Genomic DNA, 25,733 nt, shown 5'->3' on the forward strand with positions numbered 1-25,733 from the left:
CGCTACCGCTCAGGACAAGGACAGGCATGACTTCTTTGACTCGTATCGTTTTTCTGGATAGGGAAACACTGTCTGACAGCGTCAAGCTGCCGCAGGTTCCCTTTAAGCATGAACTGCAAGTGTACGGACGTACGGCTCCCGATCAAGTGGCCGAACGTATTGCTGATGCCGACATTGTCATCAGCAATAAAGTGGCGCTGCGACGCGAGCATATGCAGGCCGCGCCCCACTTGAAAATGATCGCACTGGCCGCCACGGGTAGCGACAACATTGACCTTGATGCCGCCCACGAACGTCAGATTGTGGTCAGCAATATCCGCGACTATGCCGTACGCAGTGTCCCAGAACACGTTTTTGCACTGATCTTTGCCTTGCGTCGTAATATCTGCGCCTACCGCCAGTCCGTCAAGGAAGGACGCTGGCAAGAAGCCCAGCAGTTTTGTTATTTCGACTATCCCATCCGCGATCTGGCCGGCTCCACCCTGGGTGTGATTGGCTCAGGCTCTTTGGGTCAGGCCGTCGCCACCATGGGCCGAGCATTGGGGATGAAAGTCATCTTTGCGCAGCGCCGTGGTCAGACCATCGTTAGCAATGCCGATGACCGCTTGCCCTTTGAGCAAGTGCTAGAACAAGCCGACATTCTCTCGTTGCATTGCCCCTTGACCGCTGACACGCAGAACATGCTGGGTATGGCCGAATTCGAACGCATGGCCCCCCGCCGTCCCTTACTGATCAATACTGCCCGTGGCGGACTGATTGACAATCAGGCGCTGGAACACGCCTTGCGACAAGGCTGGCTGGGAGGCGCAGGGATTGATGTTTGCACGCCCGAGCCGCCACCCGCTGACCATACCCTGATGCGCTTGTTAGACTTACCCAATTACATTTTGACACCGCACATAGGCTGGGCCAGTCAGGAAGCTATGCAGGCTTTGGCAAACCAGCTGATCGACAACATTGCGGCTTTCCATCGTGGCCAAGCACGCCATACGCTGTAAATAATGACTGATTTACGCTCCTATCAAGCCAATTTTTCCCTGGCCGGTCGCTGCGCTCTGGTTACCGGCTCGTCCGCCGGCCTGGGCCTGGACATAGCCCGTGCCTACGCCGCTCACGGCGCCCATGTGATTCTGCATGGCCGTCACGCCAGCAAGCTCCTGCCGATTGCCGAGGAATTGAAAACCGCCGGTGCCCAGGTCGATACCTGGGAACAGGATCTGGCCGATCTGGACGCCTTGCCTGACTCTTACCAGGCCCTATGTCAGCGCGTCGGCACGCCCGATATTCTGGTGAACAATGTCGGCGTGCGATTGCGCAGCAGCTTGCAGGAGGCGGCCTGGGACGATATTGAGCATTTGCTGCAGGTAGACCTGCTGGCGACGCTGAAACTATCAAAGTACGCCGCCCAGGCCATGCTGCAAGCCCAAGCCCGACAAGGTCGTATTGTTACCTTGACCTCCATCGCTGGCCCCCTGGCTCGACCAGGCGACGCCATTTACCCCGTTGCCAAGCAGGGACTGGCAGGGATGGTGCGAGCGCTGGCGGTAGAATTTGGCGGGCAGGGCATTACCAGCAACGGCATCGCCCCCGGCACCTTTGCCACCGAGAGCAATGCGGCTCTGGCCCAGGACCCGGTCAAAGGCCCGCTGGTAGTTGGCCGCAACCCCCTGGGGCGGTGGGCCAGGCCGGATGAAATCCGCGCTGCCGCTGTGTTTCTGGCCTCACCGGCTGCCTCCTATGTCAATGGCCATATTGTGGTTGTAGACGGCGGATTTTCCATTACTTTCTGAGTTTCTCCGATCATGCCGCTACCTCGTCCCATCCGCATCGCGATCAATGGCTATGGCCGCATCGGCCGTTGCCTGCTGCGTGCCATTTACGAATCTCCACGACGCCAGGAATTTGAAGTCGTCGTCATCAACGAGCCAGCTACGATTGCCACCATGGCCTACCTGACCCGTTTTGACTCGACCCACGGCGTCTTTCCGGCGCCGGTAGAGCACAATGAGCACGAGCTGATTGTGGCCGGCACCGCCATACGAGTGCTGCACGAAACCGACCCCAAAGCGATTGATTGGGCCGCCCTGGAGCTGGATATGCTGATCGAATGCAGTGGCGCTTTTGGCAGCCGTGCGGGGCTGCAGCAGTTTCTGGATGCTGGATGCCCGCGTGTGCTGCTCTCCAATCCGGGCAACAGCGCTCATGACGTCGATTTCACCGCTGTGCTGGGCATTAACCATGAGCAGTTGCAGGGCGATGAGCGTATTGTCTCCAACGCTTCATGCACCACCAATGCCATCATTCCGGTCTTGGCCGAGCTGGATAAAACGTTCGGCATTCGTCACGCTTTTTTAAGTACGCTGCATTCGGTGATGAACGATCAGCCCATGATTGATGGCTACCACAGCAGCGATCTGGCCCGTACCCGCTCGGCTCTGCAGTCCATGATTCCGGTCTCTACGGGCCTGGCAACTGGGGTGGAGCGTCTCTTGCCACAGCTCAAGGGCAAGGTACAGGCCAAGTCCATTCGCGTGCCAATTCTGAACGTGTCTGCGATTGATCTGATGGTCAACCTGGAGCGCGACACCAGTCGGGACGAAATCAACCGCCTGTTTCAGCAGGCGGCGCAACGCTTACCGGGTATTTTGGACTACTCCGATCAGGCCCATGCTTCGATCGACTTCAATCACAACCCGCACTCTGGTGTGGTGGACGGTTCGCAAACCCGAACCAATGGGGACGGGCTGGTCAATATGCTGGTCTGGTTTGACAACGAATGGGGATTCTCCAACCGCATGGTCGATATTGCCTGTGTGTGGGCTGCGCGCTTTTTGCGCCAGCCGTGAACACCCCTTTTTCACACTAAGCTGTCATCCTAATTTTTTCAGGAGCCATGATGAGTACGACACGTATTGAACAGGATTCCATGGGGACCATTGAGGTTCCGGCCGAACACTATTGGGGCGCGCAGACACAGCGCTCCATCCAGAACTTTCCGATTGGCCGTGACCGCTTCCAGTGGGGTCGCAGCATGATCGAGTCGCTGGGCATCCTGAAGAAATCGACAGCGCTGGCCAATCAGGAGCTGGGCGAGCTTCCCGAGGATCTGGCCCGCCTGATCGTGCAGGCGGCCGATGAAGTCATCGCAGGCAAATGGGACTCTGAGTTCCCGCTGGTGGTGTTCCAGACCGGCTCGGGCACCCAAAGCAATATGAACGTCAACGAGGTCATCTCCAACCGCGCCATTGAGCTGGCCGGTGGCCAGAAGGGCAGCAAAAAACCCGTCCACCCCAATGACCACGTGAACCGCGGCCAATCCTCCAACGATACCTTCCCCACGGCCATGTACATCGCCGTGGGTCTGGAATGTCAGCGCCGTTTGCGCAAAGACGTGGGCCAGTTGCGCGACACGCTGGCGGCCAAGGCCAGGCAGTTCAATACTATTGTAAAAACCGGTCGCACCCACTTGCAGGATGCCACACCCATTACGCTCGGCCAGGAAATTGGGGCATGGGTTGCGCAGATCGATTTTGGCCTGCAAACGGTGGATAAGGCCCTGGACGGTATTTACCAGCTGGCTATTGGTGGCACCGCCGTGGGAACTGGCCTGAACGCTCATCCTCAGTTTGGCGAACGCACCGCAGCCCATATTGCCAGAATCACCGGTCTGCCATTCCAGGCTGCCGAAAACAAGTTTTTTGCTCTGTCGGCCCACGACGCGCTGGTGAACCTGTCGGCGTCCCTGCGCACCCTGGCCGGCGCCTTGATGAAAATGGCCAATGACGTGCGCTGGCTGGCCAGTGGCCCTCGTTGCGGAATTGGCGAGCTGCAAATCCCCGAGAACGAGCCCGGCTCCTCCATCATGCCCGGCAAGGTCAACCCCACTCAGTGCGAAGCACTGACCATGGTCGCCGTTCAGGTCTACGGTAACGACGCAGCTGTGGGTTTTGCGGGCAGTCAGGGCAACTTCCAATTGAACGTCTACAAGCCGGTGATGGTTCACAATGTGCTGGAAAGCATTGCTCTGATCAGCGATGCATGCCTGGCCTTTGACGAGCATTGCGCTCAGGGTCTGGAGCCGGTCATGGAGAAAATCCAGCACAATCTGGATCAGAATCTGATGCTCGTGACGGCCTTGAACCGCCATATCGGCTACGACAAAGCCGCTGCGATTGCAAAAACGGCCCACAAAGAAGGGCTGACACTGCGCGAATCCGCCCTGAAATCGGGCTACCTGACCCAGGAGCAGTACGACCAGTGGATTGTGCCGCTGGACATGACCCACCCAGGCTAAGCACCTGCCTGGCTTGGGCTTGAGCATATTCGTCCCCGTCAGGGGACGAATATGTAACAAAGCGGTTTTTGTCCCTATGAAAGACTAGGGGAGTGTTGATCCCACCTGTCTGCCTTTCACTGCCTTATGCGTATAACGAAGAATTTCAGCTTGTCTTTGGCAATAGTCGCCACCACACTGGGACTGCTAGCAGCCCTGGCCCCCCTAGCGGGCCGCGCACAATCTGACCCCGTTCCGGCAATCGAAGGGCCAGCGGTCTCGGTAGAGACAGTGGTCAGCGGACTGGAACACCCCTGGGGCATGGCTTTTTTGCCAAATGACGCAGGCATTCTGATTACGGAGCGTCCCGGTACACTGCGCGTCTGGACCAAGGAGAACGGCCTGTCCGCCCCTATCAGCGGCGTGCCTAAAGTCCACGCCCAAGGGCAGGGGGGGCTGCTGGATGTCGCCCTGGCACCAGATTTTTTTCGTAGCCGTCGTGTTTATCTGGCGTACGCCGAGCGTCGCGACAAACAGCACTCAGCCACCACCGTGGGTTTTGGGGTCCTGTCTTCCGACCTGACACGGCTGGACGCCTTTCGTCCCATATTCCGTCAAGAGCCCGCCCTGTCGACCGGGCAACACTACGGTGTGCGCATGGCTTTCGATCCGGGTGGTCGGGACTTGTATATCGCTTTGGGTGAGAACAATCAGCCTCCCACCGCCCAGCAACTGGATCATTTGCAGGGCAAGGTTGTTCGCATCCGCCCTGATGGCATGGTGCCAAGGGACAATCCTTTTCGTAGTCAGCGCGGCGCCAGAGGGGAAATCTGGAGTTATGGACACCGCAACCCCCAAGGCCTGGCCTGGAACCCCTGGACGAATGAATTGTGGGTGGCCGAACATGGTCCGCAAGGCGGGGATGAACTAAACGTCATTCAGGCCGGGGCAAATTATGGCTGGCCCTTGCGTACCGAAGGCCTGGGCTACGACGGAAAGCCTGTTCCAAACGCCAGCGCGACCCCACTTGAAGGCTTTACCGAACCGTTGCACTATTGGTCTGTTTCACCGGCCATCAGCGGCATGGCTTTTTATGACAGGCAAGAGGTCCCGGGCTGGCAATACAGTCTGTTTGTGGGGGCCCTGAAAGAGCAGGCGCTGATTCGCCTGCAGTTTGACGAGGAAGACGGCTACCTTGTCGGTGAAGAACGACTGCTTGAAGATCTGCAGCAGCGCATCCGGGATGTTCGGATCGGACCAGACGGTGCAGTCTACGTGCTGACCGATGACCAGAACGGCCAGCTCCTGCGGATTCAAGCCAAGCCGTGAACCAGGCACGACACGGTTCCGCTGATCCGTGCCCGGAGCTCAGTAAAGGGGCCGCCCTGTTGGCGACAGAGGCACGCCGCATATTGTCGATGGCCTACATCCGTTCAAAAAACGCCAGTCCAGGCGGCGCCCAATAGAAAGGCCGTCTCAAGGACGGCCTTCACAAAGCAAACGCTCAGTTCAACTTATTTGATCAAGGTCACCGGCACTTTCACCAGGCTCAACACCTTGGTCGTGACCGAACCCAATACCAGGCCGGGCAGGGCGCTCAAGCCACGGGTACCCATGACGATATGGTCAATATTGTTATTGTCCACATACTCTTTGATGGTCTGGGCGGCGTTGCCGGCAATAATACTTTCCTTAACATTCAAGGGCGAATTGGCGAGCACGGCACGAGCGGGCAGCAAGGCATTGCTTCCTTCATCCTGGTAGTAGGCTTGCAACACGTCTTCCGAAAAAAATCGTTTGACGTTGCCAGAAACGATAGGGGTAGGAACGGCCAGCACGTGCAAAGTGGCTTCCGGCTTGCCCGTTAGTATGTCAACCGCTGTTTTCAGAGCGCGCGTGGAAGCATCAGATCCATCGACAGGAACGAGAACATTAAGCATGAAGACCTCTTGTGGTGTGTGAACTGTTTAAATATGAAGCAATAACTTCTACTAGGACATTACAGAATAAGCGGACTGGCTCGCTTGATTCGCATCAAGCGCAACCGCTATTTGTAAAAGACGGTTCTATCATAACCGTATGATCACCCTATGAATGCCACCCTGTGCGTCTTATGCACGGAAAAAAAGCGTAGAGGCATCATGCCCCCTTCCTTTCCAACTTCGTTTTACTCAGGAGAACCTCTTATGGCCTTCAAGCAGTGGCTGGTCTGTACGGCTTTACTAAGTACCGCGTTCAACGCCTCGGCGGCTGATGCTGGTTTGGAGGCAGTCAAAGACATACTGACAAGAAACGCCTGTCTGTCCTGTCATACCGTCGAGCGAAAGGTGGTGGGACCGGCCTACCGGGATATTGCAGCCAAGCGTAAAGACGATCCGGCCAACGCTGAAATACTTGTCCAACATATACGGCAAGGCAGCAAAGGGGTGTACGGCCCCTTGCCCATGCCGGCCAACCCGGTCATCTCGGATAAGGACATCCAAGCCGTGGTCGACTGGATCATGGCGGGTGCCCCCCAATAGCAGGAATCAAGGCCACTGCGCCCAGATACGGCCGTCTGTGAAGGGCCGTATGTTTTAGGCTGCGTGGCCCGGCTGATCGCTATGTCAGAGTCAGGACTGATGCCCCTGTTGCTTCATCTTCTCGGCATAGTGAGCCGGCTGAAAACGCCAGGCCATGACCGCCACCAACAAAGCCATGGCGGCATGCAGTATCCAACCGGTCTGAAAGCCATTGCTCAACTCGCGCAGCTGCACGCTGATCATAGGAAACAGAGCGGCGATCGGGAAACCCCCACCTTGCATTAACGCGCTTAAGGTACCGGCACGGGCAGCGTCGGGAAAATGATCCAGAGCCACCAGCAGCAGCAGGGAAAAGCAGCCCCCTAAACCAATACCGATCACAATCGCCCAGGTATACGGTGCCAGATCAGGAACAAAGGCAAAAGCCAGAAAGCCGGCCACCTGGCAAGCCAGCGCCAGCCATACCCACCGGCGCCGATCCTTGTTCCTGGCGGCCAGCGTAGGCAGGCCAAAGGCGGCAAAGGCCTGTGCAACCGAGAGCACCGCCACCAAGCTACCGCTGCTCTCTGCCGTCCAGCCCCGATCTTGATAAAAGGTGGCCAGCCAGGTCACCAAGGAGGCATAGCCGCCATTAATCAGACCAAAGCACACGATCAGCGTCCAGGTGCGGGGTCGGGCCAGCAAGGACAAGGAGGGGGGAGACAGCTGCGCGCCAGGAGCCTGCCGGGGCACGACTTTCCAGGCAATCCACAAAGCGACACTGATGGGCAGGGCCCAAAAGGCCAGGGCAATACGCCAGCTATCGGTCAGGGAACTTACCCAAGGGGTAATCTGCGCGCCCAGCGCACCGCCACCCATCAGGGTCGCTGAATACACCCCCGTTACCTGCGCAATATGACGCGGGAACTGCTCCTTGATCAGACCGGGCATCCCCGCCTGCAGCAAAGACACACCCAAACCACAAAGCAGTGCCGTTGCGATCAGGCTGGCACCATTGGGCACAAACCAGCGCAACGCGCAGCCCAGGCACAGCAACCACAAAGAGGTGATCAGGACATGGCGCAGGGCCAGAACCCGCCGCAGCGAGGGCATGCAAAACGCGCCCAGGCCCATCACCATCATAGGCAATAAGGTCAGCCATGCCAGACTGCTCAAGGGCATGTCCAATCCTTGGGCTACCTGACGGGCCAGGGTGCCACTGGAAGTAAAAAACGGGCGCAGGTTCAGGCCCATCAAAATGACGAAAGCCAGCCACAAACCGGGGCTGGCCTGTGCGCCCGTCGACGTGGCGGACGGGGCGGTCTGAAAAGAAGACATAAAATGCGTGTTGTGATTGGAAGAAAAATAAGCGGCAACCATGCCGAACTTAGGGTCTGGCGCCGGCCTGCTCCAAGATTTCGGCCATTTCGGTCTGGCTGCGCTGACGCGCCAGACTCAGGGGACGCACGCCCTGACGATCGGGCAGATTCACATCGGCCCCGGCCTGGATCAACAGTCGCAATACCTCTTGATGCGCCGGCCCTCCGTCAGAGAGCACAATGGCTTCATGCAAAGCTGTCCAGCCCAAATAATTGACATGATTCGGGTCCACACCAGCCTTGAGCAAAAGACGAACGACCTCTACATACCCATGCTCAGCCGCCGGAATCAGCGCCGTCCCCCCATAACGATTCACACTGCGCAAATCCGCCCCGTTTTCCAGGGTCATACGCAAAATCTCCAGCCGGCCTTGTGCACCAGCAAGCAGATAGGGGCTGTCATGGATAGCGTCGGCCTGATTCACATCGGCCCCTGCACGAATCAGTTGTCGGGCAATATCGATATGATTTAACCATGTAGCGCGCAGCAAAGGGCTCTGCCCCTGATCGTCGGCAATGTTCACCGTCGTCCGCGCCCGCTTGTCCGATAGAATTTCGCGCACTTTGGCGCTGTCACCTTGCTCTACGGCTTCCAGCAAAACGGTTTGTGCCCCGACACTGCCACTGCCCAAGATCAGGCTCATCGCCAGCCCGGTCAGCAAGCTTTGCAATGTTCCTCTCATGCGTCCCCCTGTCATCACCGCAGTCCTCATGGACCAGAGGCCTATAAATAGCATAGTTAGACCATGGCCAACACCGATTCCAGGCTATAGCCCTTATTTTTTATGGATACGCCTGCCCGGCGGCCGCCACATCCAGCTCCGCGTGAGACATCAATCTGTCCAGCTCACTGCGCAAATAATTCAGAAACACCCGGGTTTTCTGAGGCATCAGACGCGACGGCAACAGGGCCAGAACAGGGAAGGGGGCAAACTCCCAATCGGGCAAGACACGCTCGAGCTGGGCACAATCGGGGTCAAGACGGCGCTCCAGCAAAGAAGAGGCGGTAATTCCCAAATCATGCACCGCCAGCTTGCGCATCATGATCGCGTTATTGACGGTAATCGAGCCGTCCACGATGGCGTCGTACCGTTCCTGATTGGGACCTCGCAAGGACCAGAGCCGATCTGGACCGGAAGGACGCGCACAGATGCAGGTGTGCCCGGTCAATTCCGAGGGATGCTTGGGGCGACCCTTGCGGTCCAGATAGTTGCGGGTGGCGTACAGACCCAGACGAATTTGCCCGAGCAATGTGGCCACGGCACTGGAGTCGGGCTGGGCACCCACCCGAATGACGCAATCGTAATTATCCGATTGCAAGTCAATGGGCCGGATGGTCAGATCAAACTCCAGTTCGATATCAGGATACTGCTGATTAAAGCCACGAATAATGGCCGGCATCAGCACAATGCTGAAACTGGCCGGCATGGAAACTCGCAAGCGTCCTTTAGGTGTTTGCGCCACGTCCAGCAATTGCTCATGAGCCAGACGGGCTTGCTCGACGATCGCCAGACAACGCTCGAAATACACTTGCCCAGCCTCGGTGACATCTACATTGCGGGTGCTGCGTTTGAGCAAGGCCACACCCACTTCTTTTTCCAATTCACGAATACGACGTGACACGGTGGAGACAGGCATGCCCAGGGCCTGGGCAGCGCGGCTAAAGTGGCGGGCACGGGCCACTTCCACGAAAATCGCGATGTCGTTTAATAAGGGACCAGCGATAATGGTACTCATTTGAATTGTTCCATGAATGGAAATACGTTTGCAATATTAAGGGTTTTTACTAGGTTTAGAAAGGCTCATACTCCATCTAACGATTCGCATTGAAGACAAGGCGAACGACCGAAAAACACACCATAGACTTGGAGTAAATAATGAAAAACATCACACGTGCCACCGTTGCCAGCCTGATTTTAGGCGCCACTGCGTTGAGCAGCACCGCCATGGCAGCCATCAATAACGACGCCACCGGGGAGAACCTGAATTACCCCACGATTCAGTCGAACGATGCCCCATTGAGCCGACAGCAAGTCGTGCAGGAATTGGCAGCAGCCCAGGAACAAGGCTTTATCAGCACAGGGTCCATGGTCGACTATCCCCGTATTAACACCCGCTCGCAGCTGAGCCGTGATCAGGTTAGCGCCGAAGCAAAAGACTGGAACAACAATAACGGCGGCTTCGTCGCTTATTGAGTGTGATCAGCACTGAGCAGTCCTGACTTCCCCCTTAAAACGCCTCCAAGGAGGCGTTTTTTTCGTAACGAGTTGACCTTACCATCGGGTCAAGCCCTAAAGTGACTTCATTCATGATTCATTGAAGGGTGATTTCGATGACAACAAGCGCTTCAACTAAGAACTCGCATCTGACATTGGATGTTGAAGGCATGACTTGCGCTTCCTGCGTGAGCCGAGTGGAAAAAATAATTGGCAAGGTCCCTGGCGTGCAGTCGGTTCAAGTGAACCTGGCCACCAACAAAGCCACCATCCAGTTTCAGGGCTCTGCCCCCACCGACGCTATTATGCAGGCAGTGGAAAAGGGTGGCTATCAAGTGACTCTCCAGGAGATGGTTCTGGACGTCCAGGACATGAGCTGCGCCTCCTGCGTAGGCCGGGTGGAAAAAGCTCTGTTGAAAGTGCCAGGCGTTCACAAAGCCTCGGTCAATCTGGCCACGGGCAAAGCCCATGTGCAGCTCGTCCAGGGCGTTAAGCCTGCCGAGCTGATTCAGGCGCTGGGCAAAGCCGGCTATCCCGCTCGTCTGGCTCAGGCTGCTGCCAGCAACGATCAGTTTGAGCGTGCCGAGCAAAGCTACGAGACCTTGCGCAAGCGCTTCTGGCTGGCCACGGTGCTGGCCTTGCCGGTCTTTATTTTAGAGATGGGCGGACATATGGTGCCCGCCTTTCATCATTGGGTTGCAGGCACGATCGGGACACAAAACAGCTGGCTGATCCAGTTTGTCCTCACCACGCTGGTTTTACTGTTTCCCGGTCGTGAGTTTTATACCAAAGGCATTCCTGTTTTGCTGCGAGGCAGCCCGGATATGAATTCGCTGGTGGCGGTTGGTACCTTGGCCGCGTACACATTCTCGCTGGTGGCCACCTTCGCACCACACTGGCTGCCTGCCGAATCGGTCTATGTGTACTTTGAAGCTGCCGCCGTCATTGTGGCCTTGATCCTGTTAGGCCGCATGATGGAAGCGCGCGCCAAGGGTCGCACTTCCGAAGCCATTCAACGCTTGTTAAGCCTGCAGCCGCCAACAGCCCGAGTCCGTCGCCAGGGCCAAGAACTGGAGTTGCCGCTGGCCGATCTGCTCACAGGCGATATTGTGCTGGTCAGACCCGGCGAGCGCATTCCCGTCGATGGTGACGTAGTCGCTGGCCAAAGCTATGTGGATGAATCCATGGTGACAGGAGAGCCCATAGCCGTATCCAAGTCTCAAGGCGACGCGCTCATCGGGGGAACCGTCAACCAAAAGGGCTCGCTGGAATTTAAGGCGACCGCCGTAGGCCAGGACACGGTACTCGCTAATATTGTGTCCATGGTTGAACAGGCTCAAGGCGCCAAACTGCCTATTCAAGCAGTGGTCGATAAAATTACCCTGTGGTTTGTCCCTGCTGTCATGGCGCTGGCAGTCTTGACGGCGATTGTCTGGCTGATTGTTGGTCCGTCGCCGGCCCTAAGCTTTGCGCTGGTCAACGCGGTTGCTGTGTTGATTATCGCGTGTCCTTGCGCGATGGGCCTGGCAACGCCCACCTCAATCATGGTGGGAACAGGACGTGCTGCGCAAGCCGGCGTGCTCTTTCGTAAAGGGGACTCGCTGCAAGCCTTGCGTGATGTGAAAGTGGTCGCCGTAGATAAAACCGGCACGCTGACCAAAGGCGCGCCTGAGCTGAGCAATTTTATTTGCGTCTCTGGAGAGGATGAGGCTCAGGCTCTGGCAGCCATTGCGGCCCTTGAGAATTACTCTGAACACCCAATTGCCCAGGCTATTGTCAGCGCCGCCCGAAGCAGACAACTGAGCCTTCCTGCAGCCGAACAATTTGAATCCCTGACCGGTCTAGGGGTGAGAGCTCAGATTGGTACTGATCAATGGCACGTCGGCGCCGACCGCTTGATGACGCAGCTGGGTGCTGACGTGTCCGACTTCAGCGAACAGGCTCAGATCCTGGCCCAAGAAGGTAAGACACCCATGTACGCGGCCCGCAACAAGCAGGTGATCGCGTTACTGGCTGTGGCAGATCCGATCAAGGAGACCACACCACGCGCGATTGAACAGTTACATGCCCGCGGCATCAAGGTGGTCATGATTACCGGCGACAACCGCCACACGGCCCATGCGATCGCCCGTCGTCTGAACATTGACGAGGTGGTCGCCGAAGTGATGCCAGACGGTAAAGTGCAGGCGGTTCAGACCTTGCGTCAAGCTCATCAGCACCTGGCCTATGTGGGCGATGGCATTAACGATGCTCCTGCCTTGGCCGCAGCCGACGTGGGAATTGCCATTGGCACCGGCACCGATATCGCCATTGAAGCGGCGGATGTGGTCTTGATGTCGGGCGATATGCAGGGCGTGGTCACCGCCATCTCCCTGTCTCACGCCACCATGCGTAATATTCGTCAGAACCTGTTCTGGGCATTTGCCTACAATGTCGCCCTGATTCCAGTCGCCGCCGGCGTTCTGTACCCCGTAAATGGCACCTTGCTCTCACCGATGTTCGCTGCGGGGGCCATGGCCCTGTCCAGTGTTTTTGTGGTCAGCAATGCCCTGCGTTTACGCCGGGTGAAGCTGCAGGAATAACCGTTCAGGCCTCAGCGCCCCTGAGGCTCATGAACTCGTTGTCAGTAGAGCAGCGGGTTTTACTGCCTGCAAACGCGAAAAAATGCCGCCCGAGATGGGCTGCAGGACGATGACTCAGTGGTGCTGTCGATGACACACAATGAGCGGACCGAGTATCAGGCCTTCAGCGTGTAGCGCAAAATTTCGACCACTTGCTCAGGAGTACTTGCCCAGGCTTGTGCACTGGCATCCACCTCTTTCAAGGGGTGAATGATATCTTCGGCATGCAAGGTGACATAGGGCTTGCCCAAGGCGGCACAGAATCCAGCATCAAAAGCGGCATTCCACTGTTTGTATTTATCCCCAAAGCGCACCACCACCAAATCCGCCTGTTCAATCAAGGCTCGGGTACGGATGGCATTAATCTTGGAGGATTTGTGGTCACGCCAGAACCCTTCGCTGGCAGGGCCCAAGTGATCGCCCGCCGCATCGCTGGCATCGTGGTCCGTGACAGGGCTGGTAAAGAGGATATCCAGTCCAGCGGCGTTGGCTCCTTGAGCAATCTGCTCGCGCCAGTCGGTGTGAATTTCGCCGGACAGATACACGGTGTAAGTCATTACGCACTCCATAAAGAAAAGCCGGACGCCTTTTGTTCAGGCGCCCGGCGCATTCAAACCCGCTTAACAGTAGCACATTGAACGCCGCTCGGCAGCAGGCAAACACGATAGTGCTTATCCAGCATCGACACAGAAGCAAGCGCAAGGACCGACATAAGCGCAGCCATCGCTCCCGCTCTGAGCCAAGCCTTCAGTCCCAGCCCAGACGATGTGATTGCTCTAGCGCGCGGTGGCGTTGATCGTCATCCGCATGTAGATAGATATTGGTGGTGGCGATGGATTCGTGGCCCAGGGTGTCACGGATGATCCGTAAATCCACCCCCTGATCCGCCAAATGAGAGCCCGCCGAGTGGCGCAACCAGTGTGCCGAAGCCTGCTCAAGCACACGGGCCTGGGACTCCTGATCGGGGTACAAACTCCGTAAACGATCGGCACTGCCTTGAAAAACCTGTTTGACCAACACATGCGCCATCGCACGGCTCAAGTGTTTATCACTCGCCCCCGATGACATCAGCAAAGGATATGGCTCCAAGGCCTGGGGAGGCCCCTGCAAATCATGCGCTTGTCGATAACGCATCAACTCTTCATACAGCTCTTGCGTCAAGGGCACGCGCCGCCACTTGTCTCCCTTGCCATGAATCTGCAGCCACCACTGCGTGGATGACGGGGCATCTGGCCGCTGTTGAACATCAGCCATACGGGCCTGGATCAATTCAGAGATACGCAAGGCGCCGCCATACAAAATGGAAAAAAGCCAGCGCACGCGGGCTTTATGGCGATGTTCGCTGGGGGTGTCCTCGGGCAAGGATTGAATATAGTCCTGTACCCAACGCCACTGCTGCCGACTCAAATAGCGTTGCTGTGGCGCAGACGCTTTCTTCTGACGTCGGCCTTGATGAGACAGAGCCAGGGGATTTCCCGCCAGATAACCAGCCTGGACCAGCCAACTGAACAAGGAGTTCAGAATCAACAAAGCCTGATTGCGACTGCTTTCAGACAAGGGGCCTGCGAAGGGGCGCCAGGCTGCATGATGACGGGCAGGGCGCGCGCGACCTTGCGCCACCCAGCGATGAGCGGGCTGCGGATCTGCCAGAAACAGGCGATAGGCCAGAATGTCTTCCAGACTCAGAGAGGACAAATCCTTGCGACGCTCAAGTACCGCCCATAACAAAAGACGTTCGGCCTCTTTACGGTAGTTCGCGTAGGTGCGTGGGCTATCGATATAGCGCGCCAGCCAGGCTCGTAGCGCTTCGATATCGGTTTGAGCTTCAATCTGGGCCCGTCCACTCATAGAGCGGTTAACACCTTGCCGCCCGTCAAACCGAGCCAGTAGTTGCGCAATATCGTCCGAACCCAATTCGGTGGACGACGAGGAGGGGATTATTTCCATGCAAACAGGGAAAGAAGGAGAAAAAAGGGAGGTGGGCGCGTCCCAAGGCCGTGTCGCAGCCGTCAAGGACCTAAAACACTTAATAATTTGACATTATAGAGATAATGTCAAATTTATAAATCCATTTAGTTGATAATTTTATATATTACGTTGTATTATTAACTAAATAATTAATGAGAGTATGAAAATGGAGCCCAAGCAGCCTAATGAGTCGCAAATTCTGGCTGACGTCGCTGAATTACGGGATCGTTTCAGCCATACGCAGACCTTGTACAAAGAAGTGGCGGCATTGCTTTTTTTTCGCTATGGCGTCACACCCACCGCCAACAAGCTGTATCAGCTGGTCCGCAAGGGCAGCATGAGCGCACCCGCTCAGGCGCTACAGACGTTCTGGGAGGAGTTGCGCGACAAAAGCCGGGTTCGCCTGGACGTGGCCGATATGCCGGAAGAGTTGCAAGCGCTGACGGGGGAGCTATTGGCTCGTATCTGGCAAGAGGCCTTGAGCCACTCAAAACAGCAGATGGAGCATTACCAAATCCAGGCTGACGAGCGGGTTGCCCAGGCCCAGGCACAGACTCGGCAAGCGCAAAGCGAACTGGAGGCAGGGCAGGGCGATCTAAAACGCGCCCAGGCACAGATAGCGCAGTATCACGACAATTTGCAAAGAGCAGGGCAGGAACAGGCGGCTTTGAAACAAGACTTGCTGCACGCAAACCAGCGTCAAAATGAGCTGGAAATCGAGAAACAAGGCCTGCAGCAAGAGCTTCGTCGTCAAAGCGAACAGTTCACCCTGGACCTGGAACGACTGCAAAAAGCCATTGAATTGACCGAGGAGCGAGCACAGGCTAACGAACGCCGAGCCTTGTTGGAGATCGACAAGGAACGCTCGATTCAGACACGATTGCGTCAGCACATCGAAGAGGCCGAGCAAACGAATAAAGCCTTGCGTCAGGCTCACGAGCAAGAACTGAACCAGCAACAAGACCTCCTGCAAAAGCTGCGTCAGGAATTGGGACAGGAGCAGGGCGAACGCCGTGCCCTGCAAGCTGCTCTGGATATCAGCCATAGTCTGGCCAAAGAAATACAAGGACAGGTGCAGATGCTGCGCACTCGTACCGCTTTGCTAGAGCGCGAAAATGACGAGTTACGCAAGAAATCCCAGTTGCTCAGCCAGGAACTGAAACAGGCACAGTCACAACCCGTCAGATCGCTGCGCTTGAAGCGGCGCCTGATCAAGAGTGATCCTGAAAAATAAATAGTCCTGGCTCGTCACGCAGTGAACGCTAGAAAACAGATCGGATGGCGCTGTAACACCTGAACAAGCCGAGGCAGGGCCTTGCCATCATGGCAGTCCTTTGAACGCTGTAGAATCTGGATTAATTCGCCGGGTGGCCAGTCTTCGATCGCAGCAGCACGCGGTGTAACGGACTGTTTTAAGAGCAACGAGAGTCGCAAGGCCCATGCTAAGCTTTATCGCATGTTGCACACGCCCATTTCTCCTCGCAAAACCGTCGGCTGGCTCTTATTGACCGGCCTGCTGGTGCTGCTGTTGGGTATGGGTTTGAGTATTGGCCGAGACGCACAGGCAGCAAGGATTCACGATGCAGGGCATCCTGTTGCTCACGCGCAATCCTCCGTTTTGGGCCAATCACCTCATCGTGCCCCCCATCATTGCAACACCCCACTCAAAATAAGCTGCTGTGCCTGTCTGGCTAGTCAGGTGAGCTTGCCGGCCGCGACTGTAGCACAGGCAGCTTTTCCGCCAGCACCTTTGCATCAACACTATCTCTCGCGGCTGTTTGGCCCCGCACAACCGCCTCCACGCGCGTCCTGATCTCCTCCATTCCATTGCCGATCCGCACCTCCATGCTCTTTGCTAGGGAAAGGCGGACGGCCCATGAACAGTGATGATCTACTGGGGCAAACCCATGAAAAGACGCGATTTTTTTAAACTGAGCGTGACCGCAAGCCTGTTGGGCAGCTTGCCGTTACGGAGCTGGGCACAAAGCAGGATGGGGCATCACAACCCCATGTCACACGGGATGGCCGAACAGGGCGTGACCACCCGTACGGGCTTGATGCCTGTAGAGAAAATGCCAGCCGGCCAGGCCCTACAGGCCTTGCCTGTGCTTCAAAACCGCAGCGATAAACCTGGTCTGTTTCAGGCCAACATTACCGCCGCCGCTCATCGACGAGTATTGGCGGATGGCCAAAACACAGAACTTTGGCTGTATAACGGGCAAATGCCAGGGCCCTTGATTGAACTGTATGAGGGCGATCAAGTAGAAATTGAATTTGAAAACCGTTTGGATCAGGCGACCACCCTGCATTGGCATGGCTTGCCAGTTCCCTCTGATCAGGACGGCAATCCTCAAGACACCGTTTTACCCGGACAACGGCGTCACTACCGTTTTACCTTGCCAGAGGGAAGTGCCGGAACCTATTGGTACCACCCACACCCACATGGCAAAAGCGGAGAGCAGGTCGCACACGGACTGGGCGGAACCATTATCGTACGCTCGCACGCTGACCCACTCAGAGAGTTCGCGGAGCAACATTGGGCTATCAGCGACATACGACTGGACAACACGGGCCATATTCCGCCCAATACGGGCCTGGACTGGATGAACGGTAGGGAGGGGCAGTTTGTCTTACTGAATGGCCAGCGCCAGCCACTGATACAAACCCGCTCCCGAGAGCGCATCCGCGTATGGAATACCTGCTCAGCCCGTTATCTGAACTTGCATATTCCCGGCGCTCGCCTGATTCAGGTGGGCACGGACGGCGGCCTGCTGGAGCAGCCCCTGGAGGCGGTCGACTCCATTCTCCTGGCACCAGCCGAACGGGTCGAGTTTTTCATTCAGACTGATCGAAATCTGGAGAGCACCCTGCAAGCCCTGTACTACGACAGACAAAAAATGATGGTCCAGGAGCAGCCCACAACATTGACCCTCGCACACCTGACAATACGCCAGGAGGAACTCGTCCTTCCACAGCAGTTACGGGCCATTCCCCTTGTGCCCGGTGCCTCCAACACCACGAAAGTGGTCTTTAGCGAATTGATGCCCATGGATCATGACATGCCCATGTCGTCAGAACACGGCTCAGGGGCGACATCGAACCAGCACCATCAGAACATGGGCGCAATGAATATCGCCAGCACCATGGATGGCGATGCCATGATGCCTGGAATGGCAGCTTTGCGTTCCATGTTCCGCATCAACGATCAGGTTTATGACATGAACCGCATAGACCTGCGCTGTCTGACCGGGCAATGGCAATACTGGGACGTGATCAACGACTCTCACATGGACCATCCCTTCCATCTGCATGGGACCCAGTTTCAGGTCCTCGCCCGACAAACCGGGATGCAGTCGGTTCCAGAGGCTTTCCGCGCCTGGAAAGATACTGTCAATCTGCGTCCCAGAGAAACCGTGCGTCTGGCATTCCGACAGGAGCTACCGGGCCTGCGAATGTTCCACTGCCACATCCTGGAGCATGAGGACCTGGGCATGATGGCTCAGTTAATGGTGGAATAGAGGCCACGCATCCTGCGGTCTCGGTCAACAAAGTCCGCCTTGCCGGTGTGTGTGCCGGCAGGGCGGACAAAGCCGTCCCCCCTTTTAAAAAGCAGGCACGGCCTGCATTACAATAGCGCTTTTGACTTTCTCATTTTCTGCGGAGCATGCACCATGAGCCTGTTGGGCACCCCCTTATCGTCGTCGTCGGACAAAATCATGCTCCTGGGCTCGGGAGAGCTGGGCAAAGAGGTGCTGATTGCGCTGCAACGTCTTGGGGTGGAAACCATCGCGGTCGACCGCTACGAGAATGCGCCGGGGCAACAGGTCGCCCATCACGCGCGCACGATCACCATGAGTGACCCCGACCAACTGCGCGCCCTGATCGAAAAAGAAAAGCCCACCTTAGTGGTACCGGAAATCGAGGCAATTGCCACGGGCGTGCTGGAAGAATTGGAAGCGCAAGGTCTGGTCCGTGTCATTCCTACCGCTCGTGCCGCCAGACTCACCATGGATCGCGAAGGTATTCGTCGTCTTGCCGCGGAAACTCTGGGTGTGCCCACCAGCCCCTATCAGTTCTGTGAATCACTGCAAGAACTCCAAGCGGCCATTGACAGCAAAATCGGCTACCCCTGCGTAGTCAAACCGTTGATGAGTAGTTCAGGCAAAGGCCAAAGCAAAATCAGCGGCCCCGAGGACGTTGCCCAAGCCTGGGACTACGCGATGGCCGGTGGCCGCGTCAGCCAGTGCCGCGTCATCGTGGAGGGCTTCATCGATTTTGATTACGAAATTACCTTGCTGACCGTGCGCGCTGTTGGCGCTGATGGTCAGATTGAAACCCAGTTCTGCGATCCCATCGGTCACCAACAAGTGGATGGCGATTACGTGGAAAGCTGGCAGCCGCAGCCCATGAGTCCCCAAGCGTTGCAAAGCGCGCGCGAGATTGCCCAGGCGGTCACTCAGAACCTGGGCGGTCAAGGTCTGTTTGGTGTCGAGCTTTTCGTCAAAGGCGATCAGGTCTGGTTCAGCGAAGTCAGCCCGCGTCCCCACGACACCGGCATGGTGACCATGGCAACTCAATGGCAGTCGGAGTTTGAGCTGCACGCACGTGCCATTCTGGGCCTGCCTGTCAACACCGCCTTGCGTATGCCCGGTGCCAGCGCAGTGATTTACGGAGGGGTAGACGCCAAAGAGGTCGATTTCCTGAACGTAGCTCAGGCGTTACGCATTCCGCAAACCGATATCCGCTTGTTCGGCAAACCCGAAAGCTTCGAGAAACGACGCATGGGTGTCGCTCTGGCGGCACATGACGACCTGGAAACTGCTCGTGAAAATGCGCGTCAGGCGGCGGCCACGGTGACCGTTCAAGCCCGCTAAGTCCAAAGACCGGTCGTCGCCATGCCCATTATCGTCGTCCTGCTGCTAATCGGCATTCTTGCGGGGCTGATGCAGGGCGGCGTGCAGCTTTTCAATCGGGTGAACGCCAGCGCGGGTGTAATGGCCGCTATCCTCAGTCTACTGGTGGCAGTGGCCATACTGCTGACACCATTCATCCTCTGGCGTCGTCATCACCTGGCTATTCACGGAAAAAAACAGCATGGCCAACGCATTGTGGAGCTGGCATTCGCTGATGGTTCCTTACGACTGGATGCCCTGCAAAAGCGGGGCCATATTCAGACCGGGCAGGGGAGCTGCGCCTTTATTTTTGCGGATATTGACACCATTGAAGTGCAGGGCAGGGGCTTGACGCTGCTACTGCGCAACCCCGTACAGCCTTGGCATATCCGTCCCACCAATGCCGCCGATCTCCGACGTTGGCACAAAATACTTCGTCTTGCCGCCAGCCAGGATCTCTAAGCGGCGTCCGCACTGCGGGACCAGGCCAAACAGCGCTAAATGAACGCGGTGCTGACGAGCCTGTGAGCGTAGCGTCAAGACACATCATCACGATCCGGTGTGCGTGTTCCCAGGGCCGCCCACCATTCCCACACAAATCCGCCCCAAATGCAGGATGACTGCATTTGGGGCGGATCATTAGCAGCCCGCTGTTTTATACCTGCTCACTGACCTGATCGGCCAAAGCCGGCTCATTCAGGCTGATCATATGTTCGTCCAAAGATTCCAGAGTCTCGACCACGGTGCGCAATACCTGGATGCGAGCGGCTTTTTTATCTTTACTGGGCACAATATGCCAAGGCGCCATATGAGTGTCAGTCTGAGCAAACATATCTTCAGCCGCCCGTTGATAAGCCGCCCAGTTTTCCCGATTGCGCCAATCTTCTGGCGTGATCTTGTAATTCTTGAAGGGCGTTTGCTCACGGGCCTTGAAGCGCTTGAGTTGCTCATCTTTATCAATATCCAACCAAAACTTGATCACGGCCGTGCCATTGGCAAGCAATTGCGCCTCAAATTCGTTGATTTCTTCATATGAGCGTTGCCAGGCGGCCCGGGAAATCAGCTTTTCCACCCGTTCCACCAGAACTCGGCCATACCAAGAGCGATCAAAAATCGCGACCTCGCCCAGCCGCGGCAACTTACGCCAGAAGCGCCATAAATATGGCCGTGCCCGTTCCACCGCATTGGGAGCGGAAATAGGATGAATATCGTAAATGCGAACATCCAGCGCTTCGGTCAGACGACGAATCGTGCCGCCTTTGCCAGCGGCATCGCGCCCTTCAAACACCAGTACCAGAGAATGATTACGAAACGCCTTGCTGCGTACCGCGGTCGACAGACGCCCCTGCCAATGCAGGAGTTCCGTGTCGTAATCGAGCACAGGCTCTACAGGGGGAGGGGACAGCAAGGAAGCGGCCGGAACATTCAAGCGAAACGGGAAGGCATGCGGCTCTCTGACCTGACGCGGGACAATAGGCTTGTCCATCGCTTGCAATACCACTTTTGCCAAGGACACATCACGCAGATTCTTGTCCGCACTGGGGATGACCACCCAAGGCGCATAGTTACGATGAGTCAGATTGATGGTCTGCGTGGCGGCGTTACGCAAGGTCTTGAAGTGTTTGTGAACTTTCAGGTCAGCCTTGCTAACGCGCCATGCCGTATTGGGGTCAGCCATCAGCATGGCACAACGATCCAGCTGCGCCTGGGCAGACAGGTGGAACCACAACTTGAGCACCTGCACACCCTGATAGGCCAATTGCGCCTCAAACCGGTTAATCAAGTGGGTATATAACGCAATCCTGGCCGGATCGGGCGTTTTACGCGCCAGCTCTTTCATCAGGGGTGCATACCAGGAGCCAAACACCAGTCCGGTCTGACCCCGTGCCGGCAAGCGATTCCAATAACGCCACATAAGGGGACGCATGGCTTCTTCTTCACTGAGTTTGCCGAACGCCAAGGTATGCACATGACGCGGGTCCAACCAGGTGTTCAGGGTGTTGATGGCAGATCCTTTCCCCACACCGTCCATGCCGGCCACCACAATCAGCAAGGTTTGATCGGCTTTTTCCAGCCGTTCGTACTGTTTGAGCAACAAGGCTTCGCGCAGTGTTTCGATCTGCGCCTTGGCCAACTCATCACTTAAGCTGGGGTCGCGTTCAGCAAACTGTAGTACATGGCCCATCGTGTTTTTGCTCCGTTTTACTTAGCAATCCACTATAACCACGCTAGAGAAAACTTAACTACCTTGGGCGTAAAAATAATCGGCGAAAGATAAACGGAGGGGAGACCGAAACGGAACTGCGCCTCAACCAGAAACATTGATCGATTCGCGACTTTACATAATATACATTATGCGATGTTTCCCAGCCGTCCTCTAGGGAGGAAAACGAGCCTGTTCAGCAGTCTTTTGCATTATGTGAAGTTAGGCACCTCACAGTAATCTAAACCGAAACCCCGTCGAAACGTTGAATTGCACGACTGATCGGACGGTAGCACAGCACTTTATCCTGTGTCAAACATCCCCTTCATTCAACGATCCAACTTTAATACTGGATTGACGGGCGGCACGGGTAAAACAAACCGGTCCGGGTCCATCAACACCACCGCCGCCAGCGAGGCGATCGGCACATTTCCTTTGCCAATGATCTGGTAGCGCAAGATGTTGACCTTGCCACCACCTTCTACTTGCCGCATCCGATGCCACCCAGCTTTGATAACCTCTCGCTGAATCTGCATCCCCATGGCGTCGGCCTGTTCTTCAGGCCCTGTTTGAGCCGCGTAGAGCTTGAAAATCTTGGGTGAAATCAGTGCCATGCCTTCCTCTACGAAATGCACGGGTGCCCCGGATTCGTTGTACTTAATCTCACGGCTGGCCAAGCCTTGCTGCAGCCACTGTATAAACGCCGTCGCGGCTTCACTGGGTTCCTTCACAGGAGCTTCGTGCGGTAGTTCAGGCAGGCTCGGGGTCAACACGACAGGCGTGGTGTTGGCCTGGCTGAACATGCGTTGCGATTTTGCCTGTGTCTTTGGAGCAGACTCAGGCTCAAGAACCGGCGCTTTAGGCGTCGGTAAGGCTGGTAATGCTCCAGGTGTGTGCTCAACAGAGGCTGGCTCAACACTTTTAGCCTGTGCTGCAGCTAGGGCTGTTGCTTCATGTTTATGTAATTTTTTGCCTGGCACAGGCGTGGGTTTATGCGACGCTTGCGGTGGGCTGCGATGAATAATGTTGGATGCTGTATCAGCTTCATCCAGAAAGTCATCGTCAACATCAAAGCCATCTACGGCGAGTTCGGCTGGCAAAATCACCGTCTCGTCGTCGTATGCCTGAATCGAAGCAGTTTGGTGAGTATTGCTTGAGGTTGGCACAGGTTTGGGCTGGTTGCCGCTTTGCGTTGCGCCATTTTTCGGTGTTTGACGCTTGGCTGCGCCAGTTGACGCATTTTTGGGCTTTCTAAACTCCATTGCTGGTACGAGATTACGCTTGGGTGCTGCAGTTTGGGAACGAGCTGAAGCAGTTTTGGCCGTTGTGGCCACCTTTTGCAGCAATATTCCTTCATCAATGTGTTCTGGAGCAGCTTTGGCTTGAATGACTGTTGTGTCAGCGCTGTGCTCACAATCAACCGCAGCTGGATCAGCCTCTGTTTCAAACTCATCATCGCCACGCTTGGCCCGGACATGGATCTCTCCGGACATCGCCGGTGGGTATAAGTTTGGATCATCATAGAGCTTTGACAGTGGAAAGCGCAGCACACTTAGTCTGTGTCGATATTGATGGGCTTCTGTGCCCTCTTCTGTTGCCGGCGTTTGCCCGTTGATTTCAACGTGCCAAATAGCTTGGCCAGAATGAGGACTGACTTGCAAGATTCCATATTCCTGCCATGTGTCAAACAGCCTATCGTTCTTGGCCTCTCCAGGTACAGACTCGTCAGGCTCATGCTTTTTAATCCAGGCCCGCGTGGCATCGGCCAAACGCTTAGCCACAAACCACACAGAGCCGTCATACACCCATCCGGCAGCTCCAGTACGATTGAGCGGCAATTCCGTTCCAGACTGCAACATGCTTTTGAGCGCTTGCATGAGTAAATCCACCAGCGGTACTGCATTGGCTGTCGCAAAACGAGCCTTACTGCCCTTCATCAATGCGTTGCTGGTGGAGGCCTGGTCAGCGCGTTTGATAATGTCAGCCAATAATCCATCCTTGTGGCCAGACAAATAATGAGTCAGCGCATCAAAGGCGTGAGGCGTTTGGGACAAAAAAGTTAAGGCAGATTTTGGTGCAATCTGATGAAGCAGGGTCAGTGCCAGGCGATTATGGGCCTGGTAGTCCCGGCTGGCTTTTGGCTCAAACTCGACCCGATACTCCAGATCCAGACGCCCCTGCCCCACTTCGAACAAGGAGCCAGCCAGCGGTTTCCATCGCAACGGTTCATCCATCGCCCCGCCTCGCCATAAGATCCGTAGGTCTGTCATCGGTTTGGCAATGTCATGAAGCAGTGCCGCGTAGAAGACCACATAGGTCCACTGATCACGCTCGGCGTCAATCTGCTCAACGGGAGCATTCGTAGGTAAAAAATGCGCGTTTCGCCAGGTCATGGCTGCCAATACCATCTCAAGCGTATGGGCCAACAAACCACCAGCGTGGGCGTGATGGTGTGCTTCTGAGGCAGGCATAAGCTGGACGTATTCTGCATATCGTCGGATAGCTGGGATGAAATCTCGTCGAAACACAGGATCTGCTACGCGAGACTGCAGGAACATTTGATGAACCGCTTTTTGAGCTTTCAGCAGACGGATCAAGTCATCAGACTCAAGAACACGCAACCACCCTTCCTCCCGCCCTGCTACACGTTGGGCAACTGGAACTGGTGGGGGGCTTGGAGGTGGCGGAACCGGTGCGGGCTTAGTCGTACTGGAGGCGCGTCGCGGAATAAAAGTGGAGAACTTCGAGATCCAAGGCGGGGTTCGGCGGTGAGTCATGCTCTAACGTTCAAGCAAATGGGCTCGCAACGTCTCCAGAGTCGGACGAGGATGTCGCAATGTGAGCAAAATATGCAGTGACTCAGTGGGATGTTGCGGATCGCCCAGCTGCAGGAAATGGAACCAGCTCATCTGCAGTGGATTCCATTGAATTGAATCAGGATCAGGCAGCATATTTTTGCCCCAGTGGGCCCGATAATGGACAAATGGCTGCTGCAAAATATCTTCAACAATGCTCTCTTTGCGCCCTGCGAGATCTACGGCCTGGCTGCTTTCTTGCGCCAGGTTCTGACAATGATTCTTCAAAATCTCTCTCACACACAGATGAGGATCATCTTCATCCTCGGCATAAATTTCTAATCCGTCATAACGCGATAGCCAGGCTGAAAAATGGGGGACCCATTCAGCCAATCCGAGCTCAGTCAGGAGCTCGACAATGCGGTAAATCGCATGAGCACGGTCGTGCGCATCACGCCCAAAATGGGGGAACCCAGGATCGGGGTATGGATGCTCGTTTTCAGCGAGGTGGGCGAGGATAGTCATAGCGGCCACTCTACAAAGCGGTTTGCTATCACTCAACGCGATACCGGGTGCGACGTAACCTAGGGTTCTCGCTTGCGCGCAACGTTAAGTTCTGATAAGTCACAGCCCGCTATGCTGGCCGAGGCCATTTGCAGCGCTTCACCCAGCCCCTGGGTGAAGCGCTGCGTAACCCGTAAGCCCCCTTTTCCCCTACCTGTAAAGCCTTTCCCGACGGCCACCGGATTTTTAGGTGGACGGCGGCCCTTTGGATAAGGCCCTTGACCCGTAGCAACCTTTTCCCAGTAGCGGATTGACGCCCCGGCAGTCCGTCAACACATTCTTGTTCTAGTTGTATTGTGCAAGGCAAAACATTTTAACTTG

At 56.1% G+C, this 25,733-nt stretch carries 21 protein-coding genes; 12 read left to right on the forward strand and 9 right to left on the reverse strand.

Annotated elements, in window-relative coordinates; genetic code table 11:
- Positions 1-26 precede the first annotated feature (26 nt).
- The 5 genes from RSQ48_RS08580 (at position 27) to RSQ48_RS08600 (ending at position 5,602) form a co-directional block, all read left to right on the forward strand.
- Entirely contained in the window at positions 27-998 is a 972-nt protein-coding gene (locus tag RSQ48_RS08580) for a D-2-hydroxyacid dehydrogenase (RefSeq protein WP_003800028.1), read from the forward strand.
- A gap of 3 nt (positions 999-1,001) precedes the next feature.
- Positions 1,002-1,790, forward strand: coding sequence for an SDR family oxidoreductase (locus RSQ48_RS08585; RefSeq protein WP_003800026.1), 789 nt, complete (start codon positions 1,002-1,004; stop codon positions 1,788-1,790).
- Positions 1,791-1,802: 12 nt separating this feature from the next.
- The gene (locus tag RSQ48_RS08590) at positions 1,803-2,846 is read left to right on the forward strand and encodes a type I glyceraldehyde-3-phosphate dehydrogenase (protein WP_336579524.1); all 1,044 of its coding nucleotides are present in this window, start codon (positions 1,803-1,805) and stop codon (positions 2,844-2,846) included.
- Positions 2,847-2,896: 50 nt separating this feature from the next.
- On the forward strand, positions 2,897-4,294 hold the full coding sequence (gene fumC, locus RSQ48_RS08595) for a class II fumarate hydratase (RefSeq protein WP_219236108.1): 1,398 nt from the start codon (positions 2,897-2,899) through the stop codon (positions 4,292-4,294).
- Between the two features lie 126 nt (positions 4,295-4,420).
- Positions 4,421-5,602: a PQQ-dependent sugar dehydrogenase gene (locus RSQ48_RS08600; protein ID WP_415301660.1), complete on the forward strand. Its 1,182-nt coding sequence runs from the start codon at positions 4,421-4,423 to the stop codon at positions 5,600-5,602.
- 185 nt (positions 5,603-5,787) lie between these two features.
- On the opposite strand, the gene RSQ48_RS08605 is transcribed toward RSQ48_RS08600, so the two are convergent.
- Positions 5,788-6,213 carry a universal stress protein gene (locus tag RSQ48_RS08605; protein ID WP_003800016.1) on the reverse strand — a complete coding sequence of 142 codons (426 nt, stop codon included), beginning with the start codon at positions 6,211-6,213 and terminating at the stop codon, positions 5,788-5,790.
- A gap of 246 nt (positions 6,214-6,459) precedes the next feature.
- On the opposite strand from RSQ48_RS08605, the gene RSQ48_RS08610 reads away from it, so the two are divergent.
- Positions 6,460-6,795 (forward strand): c-type cytochrome, encoded by a 336-nt coding sequence (locus RSQ48_RS08610; protein ID WP_003800014.1) that lies wholly within the window; start codon positions 6,460-6,462, stop codon positions 6,793-6,795.
- Positions 6,796-6,885: 90 nt separating this feature from the next.
- Here RSQ48_RS08610 and RSQ48_RS08615 read toward each other — a convergent pair whose 3' ends face one another.
- From RSQ48_RS08615 to RSQ48_RS08625, 3 genes are all read right to left on the reverse strand, one after another.
- On the reverse strand, positions 6,886-8,112 hold the full coding sequence (locus RSQ48_RS08615) for a cyanate transporter (RefSeq protein ID WP_415301661.1): 1,227 nt from the start codon (positions 8,110-8,112) through the stop codon (positions 6,886-6,888).
- A 49-nt stretch (positions 8,113-8,161) separates the two neighbouring features.
- A complete protein-coding gene (locus tag RSQ48_RS08620; protein WP_051010394.1) occupies positions 8,162-8,836 on the reverse strand; it encodes an ankyrin repeat domain-containing protein in 675 nt (224 codons plus the stop codon).
- A gap of 100 nt (positions 8,837-8,936) precedes the next feature.
- Complete coding sequence (locus RSQ48_RS08625; RefSeq protein WP_240208691.1) at positions 8,937-9,890, reverse strand: LysR family transcriptional regulator; 954 nt, start codon at positions 9,888-9,890, stop codon at positions 8,937-8,939.
- A 140-nt stretch (positions 9,891-10,030) separates the two neighbouring features.
- On the opposite strand from RSQ48_RS08625, the gene RSQ48_RS08630 reads away from it, so the two are divergent.
- On the forward strand, positions 10,031-10,348 hold the full coding sequence (locus tag RSQ48_RS08630) for a DUF4148 domain-containing protein (RefSeq protein ID WP_415301662.1): 318 nt from the start codon (positions 10,031-10,033) through the stop codon (positions 10,346-10,348).
- Positions 10,349-10,485: 137 nt separating this feature from the next.
- Positions 10,486-12,951, forward strand: coding sequence for a heavy metal translocating P-type ATPase (locus RSQ48_RS08635; protein ID WP_415301663.1), 2,466 nt, complete (start codon positions 10,486-10,488; stop codon positions 12,949-12,951).
- A gap of 155 nt (positions 12,952-13,106) precedes the next feature.
- Here the strand turns inward: RSQ48_RS08635 and RSQ48_RS08640 are convergent, their stop codons facing one another.
- Entirely contained in the window at positions 13,107-13,547 is a 441-nt protein-coding gene (locus tag RSQ48_RS08640; protein ID WP_003800002.1) for a YtoQ family protein, read from the reverse strand.
- 190 nt (positions 13,548-13,737) lie between these two features.
- Entirely contained in the window at positions 13,738-14,937 is a 1,200-nt protein-coding gene (locus RSQ48_RS08645) for a tyrosine-type recombinase/integrase (protein WP_415301664.1), read from the reverse strand.
- A 187-nt stretch (positions 14,938-15,124) separates the two neighbouring features.
- On the opposite strand from RSQ48_RS08645, the gene RSQ48_RS08650 reads away from it, so the two are divergent.
- From RSQ48_RS08650 to RSQ48_RS08665, 4 genes are all read left to right on the forward strand, one after another.
- The gene (locus tag RSQ48_RS08650) at positions 15,125-16,192 is read left to right on the forward strand and encodes a DNA-binding protein (RefSeq protein WP_415301665.1); all 1,068 of its coding nucleotides are present in this window, start codon (positions 15,125-15,127) and stop codon (positions 16,190-16,192) included.
- A 673-nt stretch (positions 16,193-16,865) separates the two neighbouring features.
- Positions 16,866-18,476 (forward strand): multicopper oxidase family protein, encoded by a 1,611-nt coding sequence (locus RSQ48_RS08655; RefSeq protein ID WP_415301666.1) that lies wholly within the window; start codon positions 16,866-16,868, stop codon positions 18,474-18,476.
- 153 nt (positions 18,477-18,629) lie between these two features.
- Positions 18,630-19,832 carry a formate-dependent phosphoribosylglycinamide formyltransferase gene (gene purT, locus RSQ48_RS08660; RefSeq protein WP_003799976.1) on the forward strand — a complete coding sequence of 401 codons (1,203 nt, stop codon included), beginning with the start codon at positions 18,630-18,632 and terminating at the stop codon, positions 19,830-19,832.
- A gap of 21 nt (positions 19,833-19,853) precedes the next feature.
- On the forward strand, positions 19,854-20,312 hold the full coding sequence (locus tag RSQ48_RS08665; RefSeq protein ID WP_415301667.1) for a hypothetical protein: 459 nt from the start codon (positions 19,854-19,856) through the stop codon (positions 20,310-20,312).
- Positions 20,313-20,505: 193 nt separating this feature from the next.
- Here RSQ48_RS08665 and pap read toward each other — a convergent pair whose 3' ends face one another.
- The 3 genes from pap to RSQ48_RS08680 form a co-directional block, all read right to left on the reverse strand.
- On the reverse strand, positions 20,506-22,035 hold the full coding sequence (gene pap, locus RSQ48_RS08670) for a polyphosphate:AMP phosphotransferase (protein WP_059317621.1): 1,530 nt from the start codon (positions 22,033-22,035) through the stop codon (positions 20,506-20,508).
- A 347-nt stretch (positions 22,036-22,382) separates the two neighbouring features.
- Complete coding sequence (mobH, locus tag RSQ48_RS08675; RefSeq protein ID WP_415301668.1) at positions 22,383-24,674, reverse strand: MobH family relaxase; 2,292 nt, start codon at positions 24,672-24,674, stop codon at positions 22,383-22,385.
- A 159-nt stretch (positions 24,675-24,833) separates the two neighbouring features.
- Positions 24,834-25,373 carry a hypothetical protein gene (locus RSQ48_RS08680; RefSeq protein WP_131071802.1) on the reverse strand — a complete coding sequence of 180 codons (540 nt, stop codon included), beginning with the start codon at positions 25,371-25,373 and terminating at the stop codon, positions 24,834-24,836.
- Positions 25,374-25,733: the final 360 nt, after the last annotated feature.

It is taken from the genome of Alcaligenes sp. SJTW-7 (assembly GCF_047716895.1).
In the GTDB taxonomy this organism is placed as follows: Bacteria; Pseudomonadota; Gammaproteobacteria; order Burkholderiales; family Burkholderiaceae_B; genus Alcaligenes; species Alcaligenes ammonioxydans.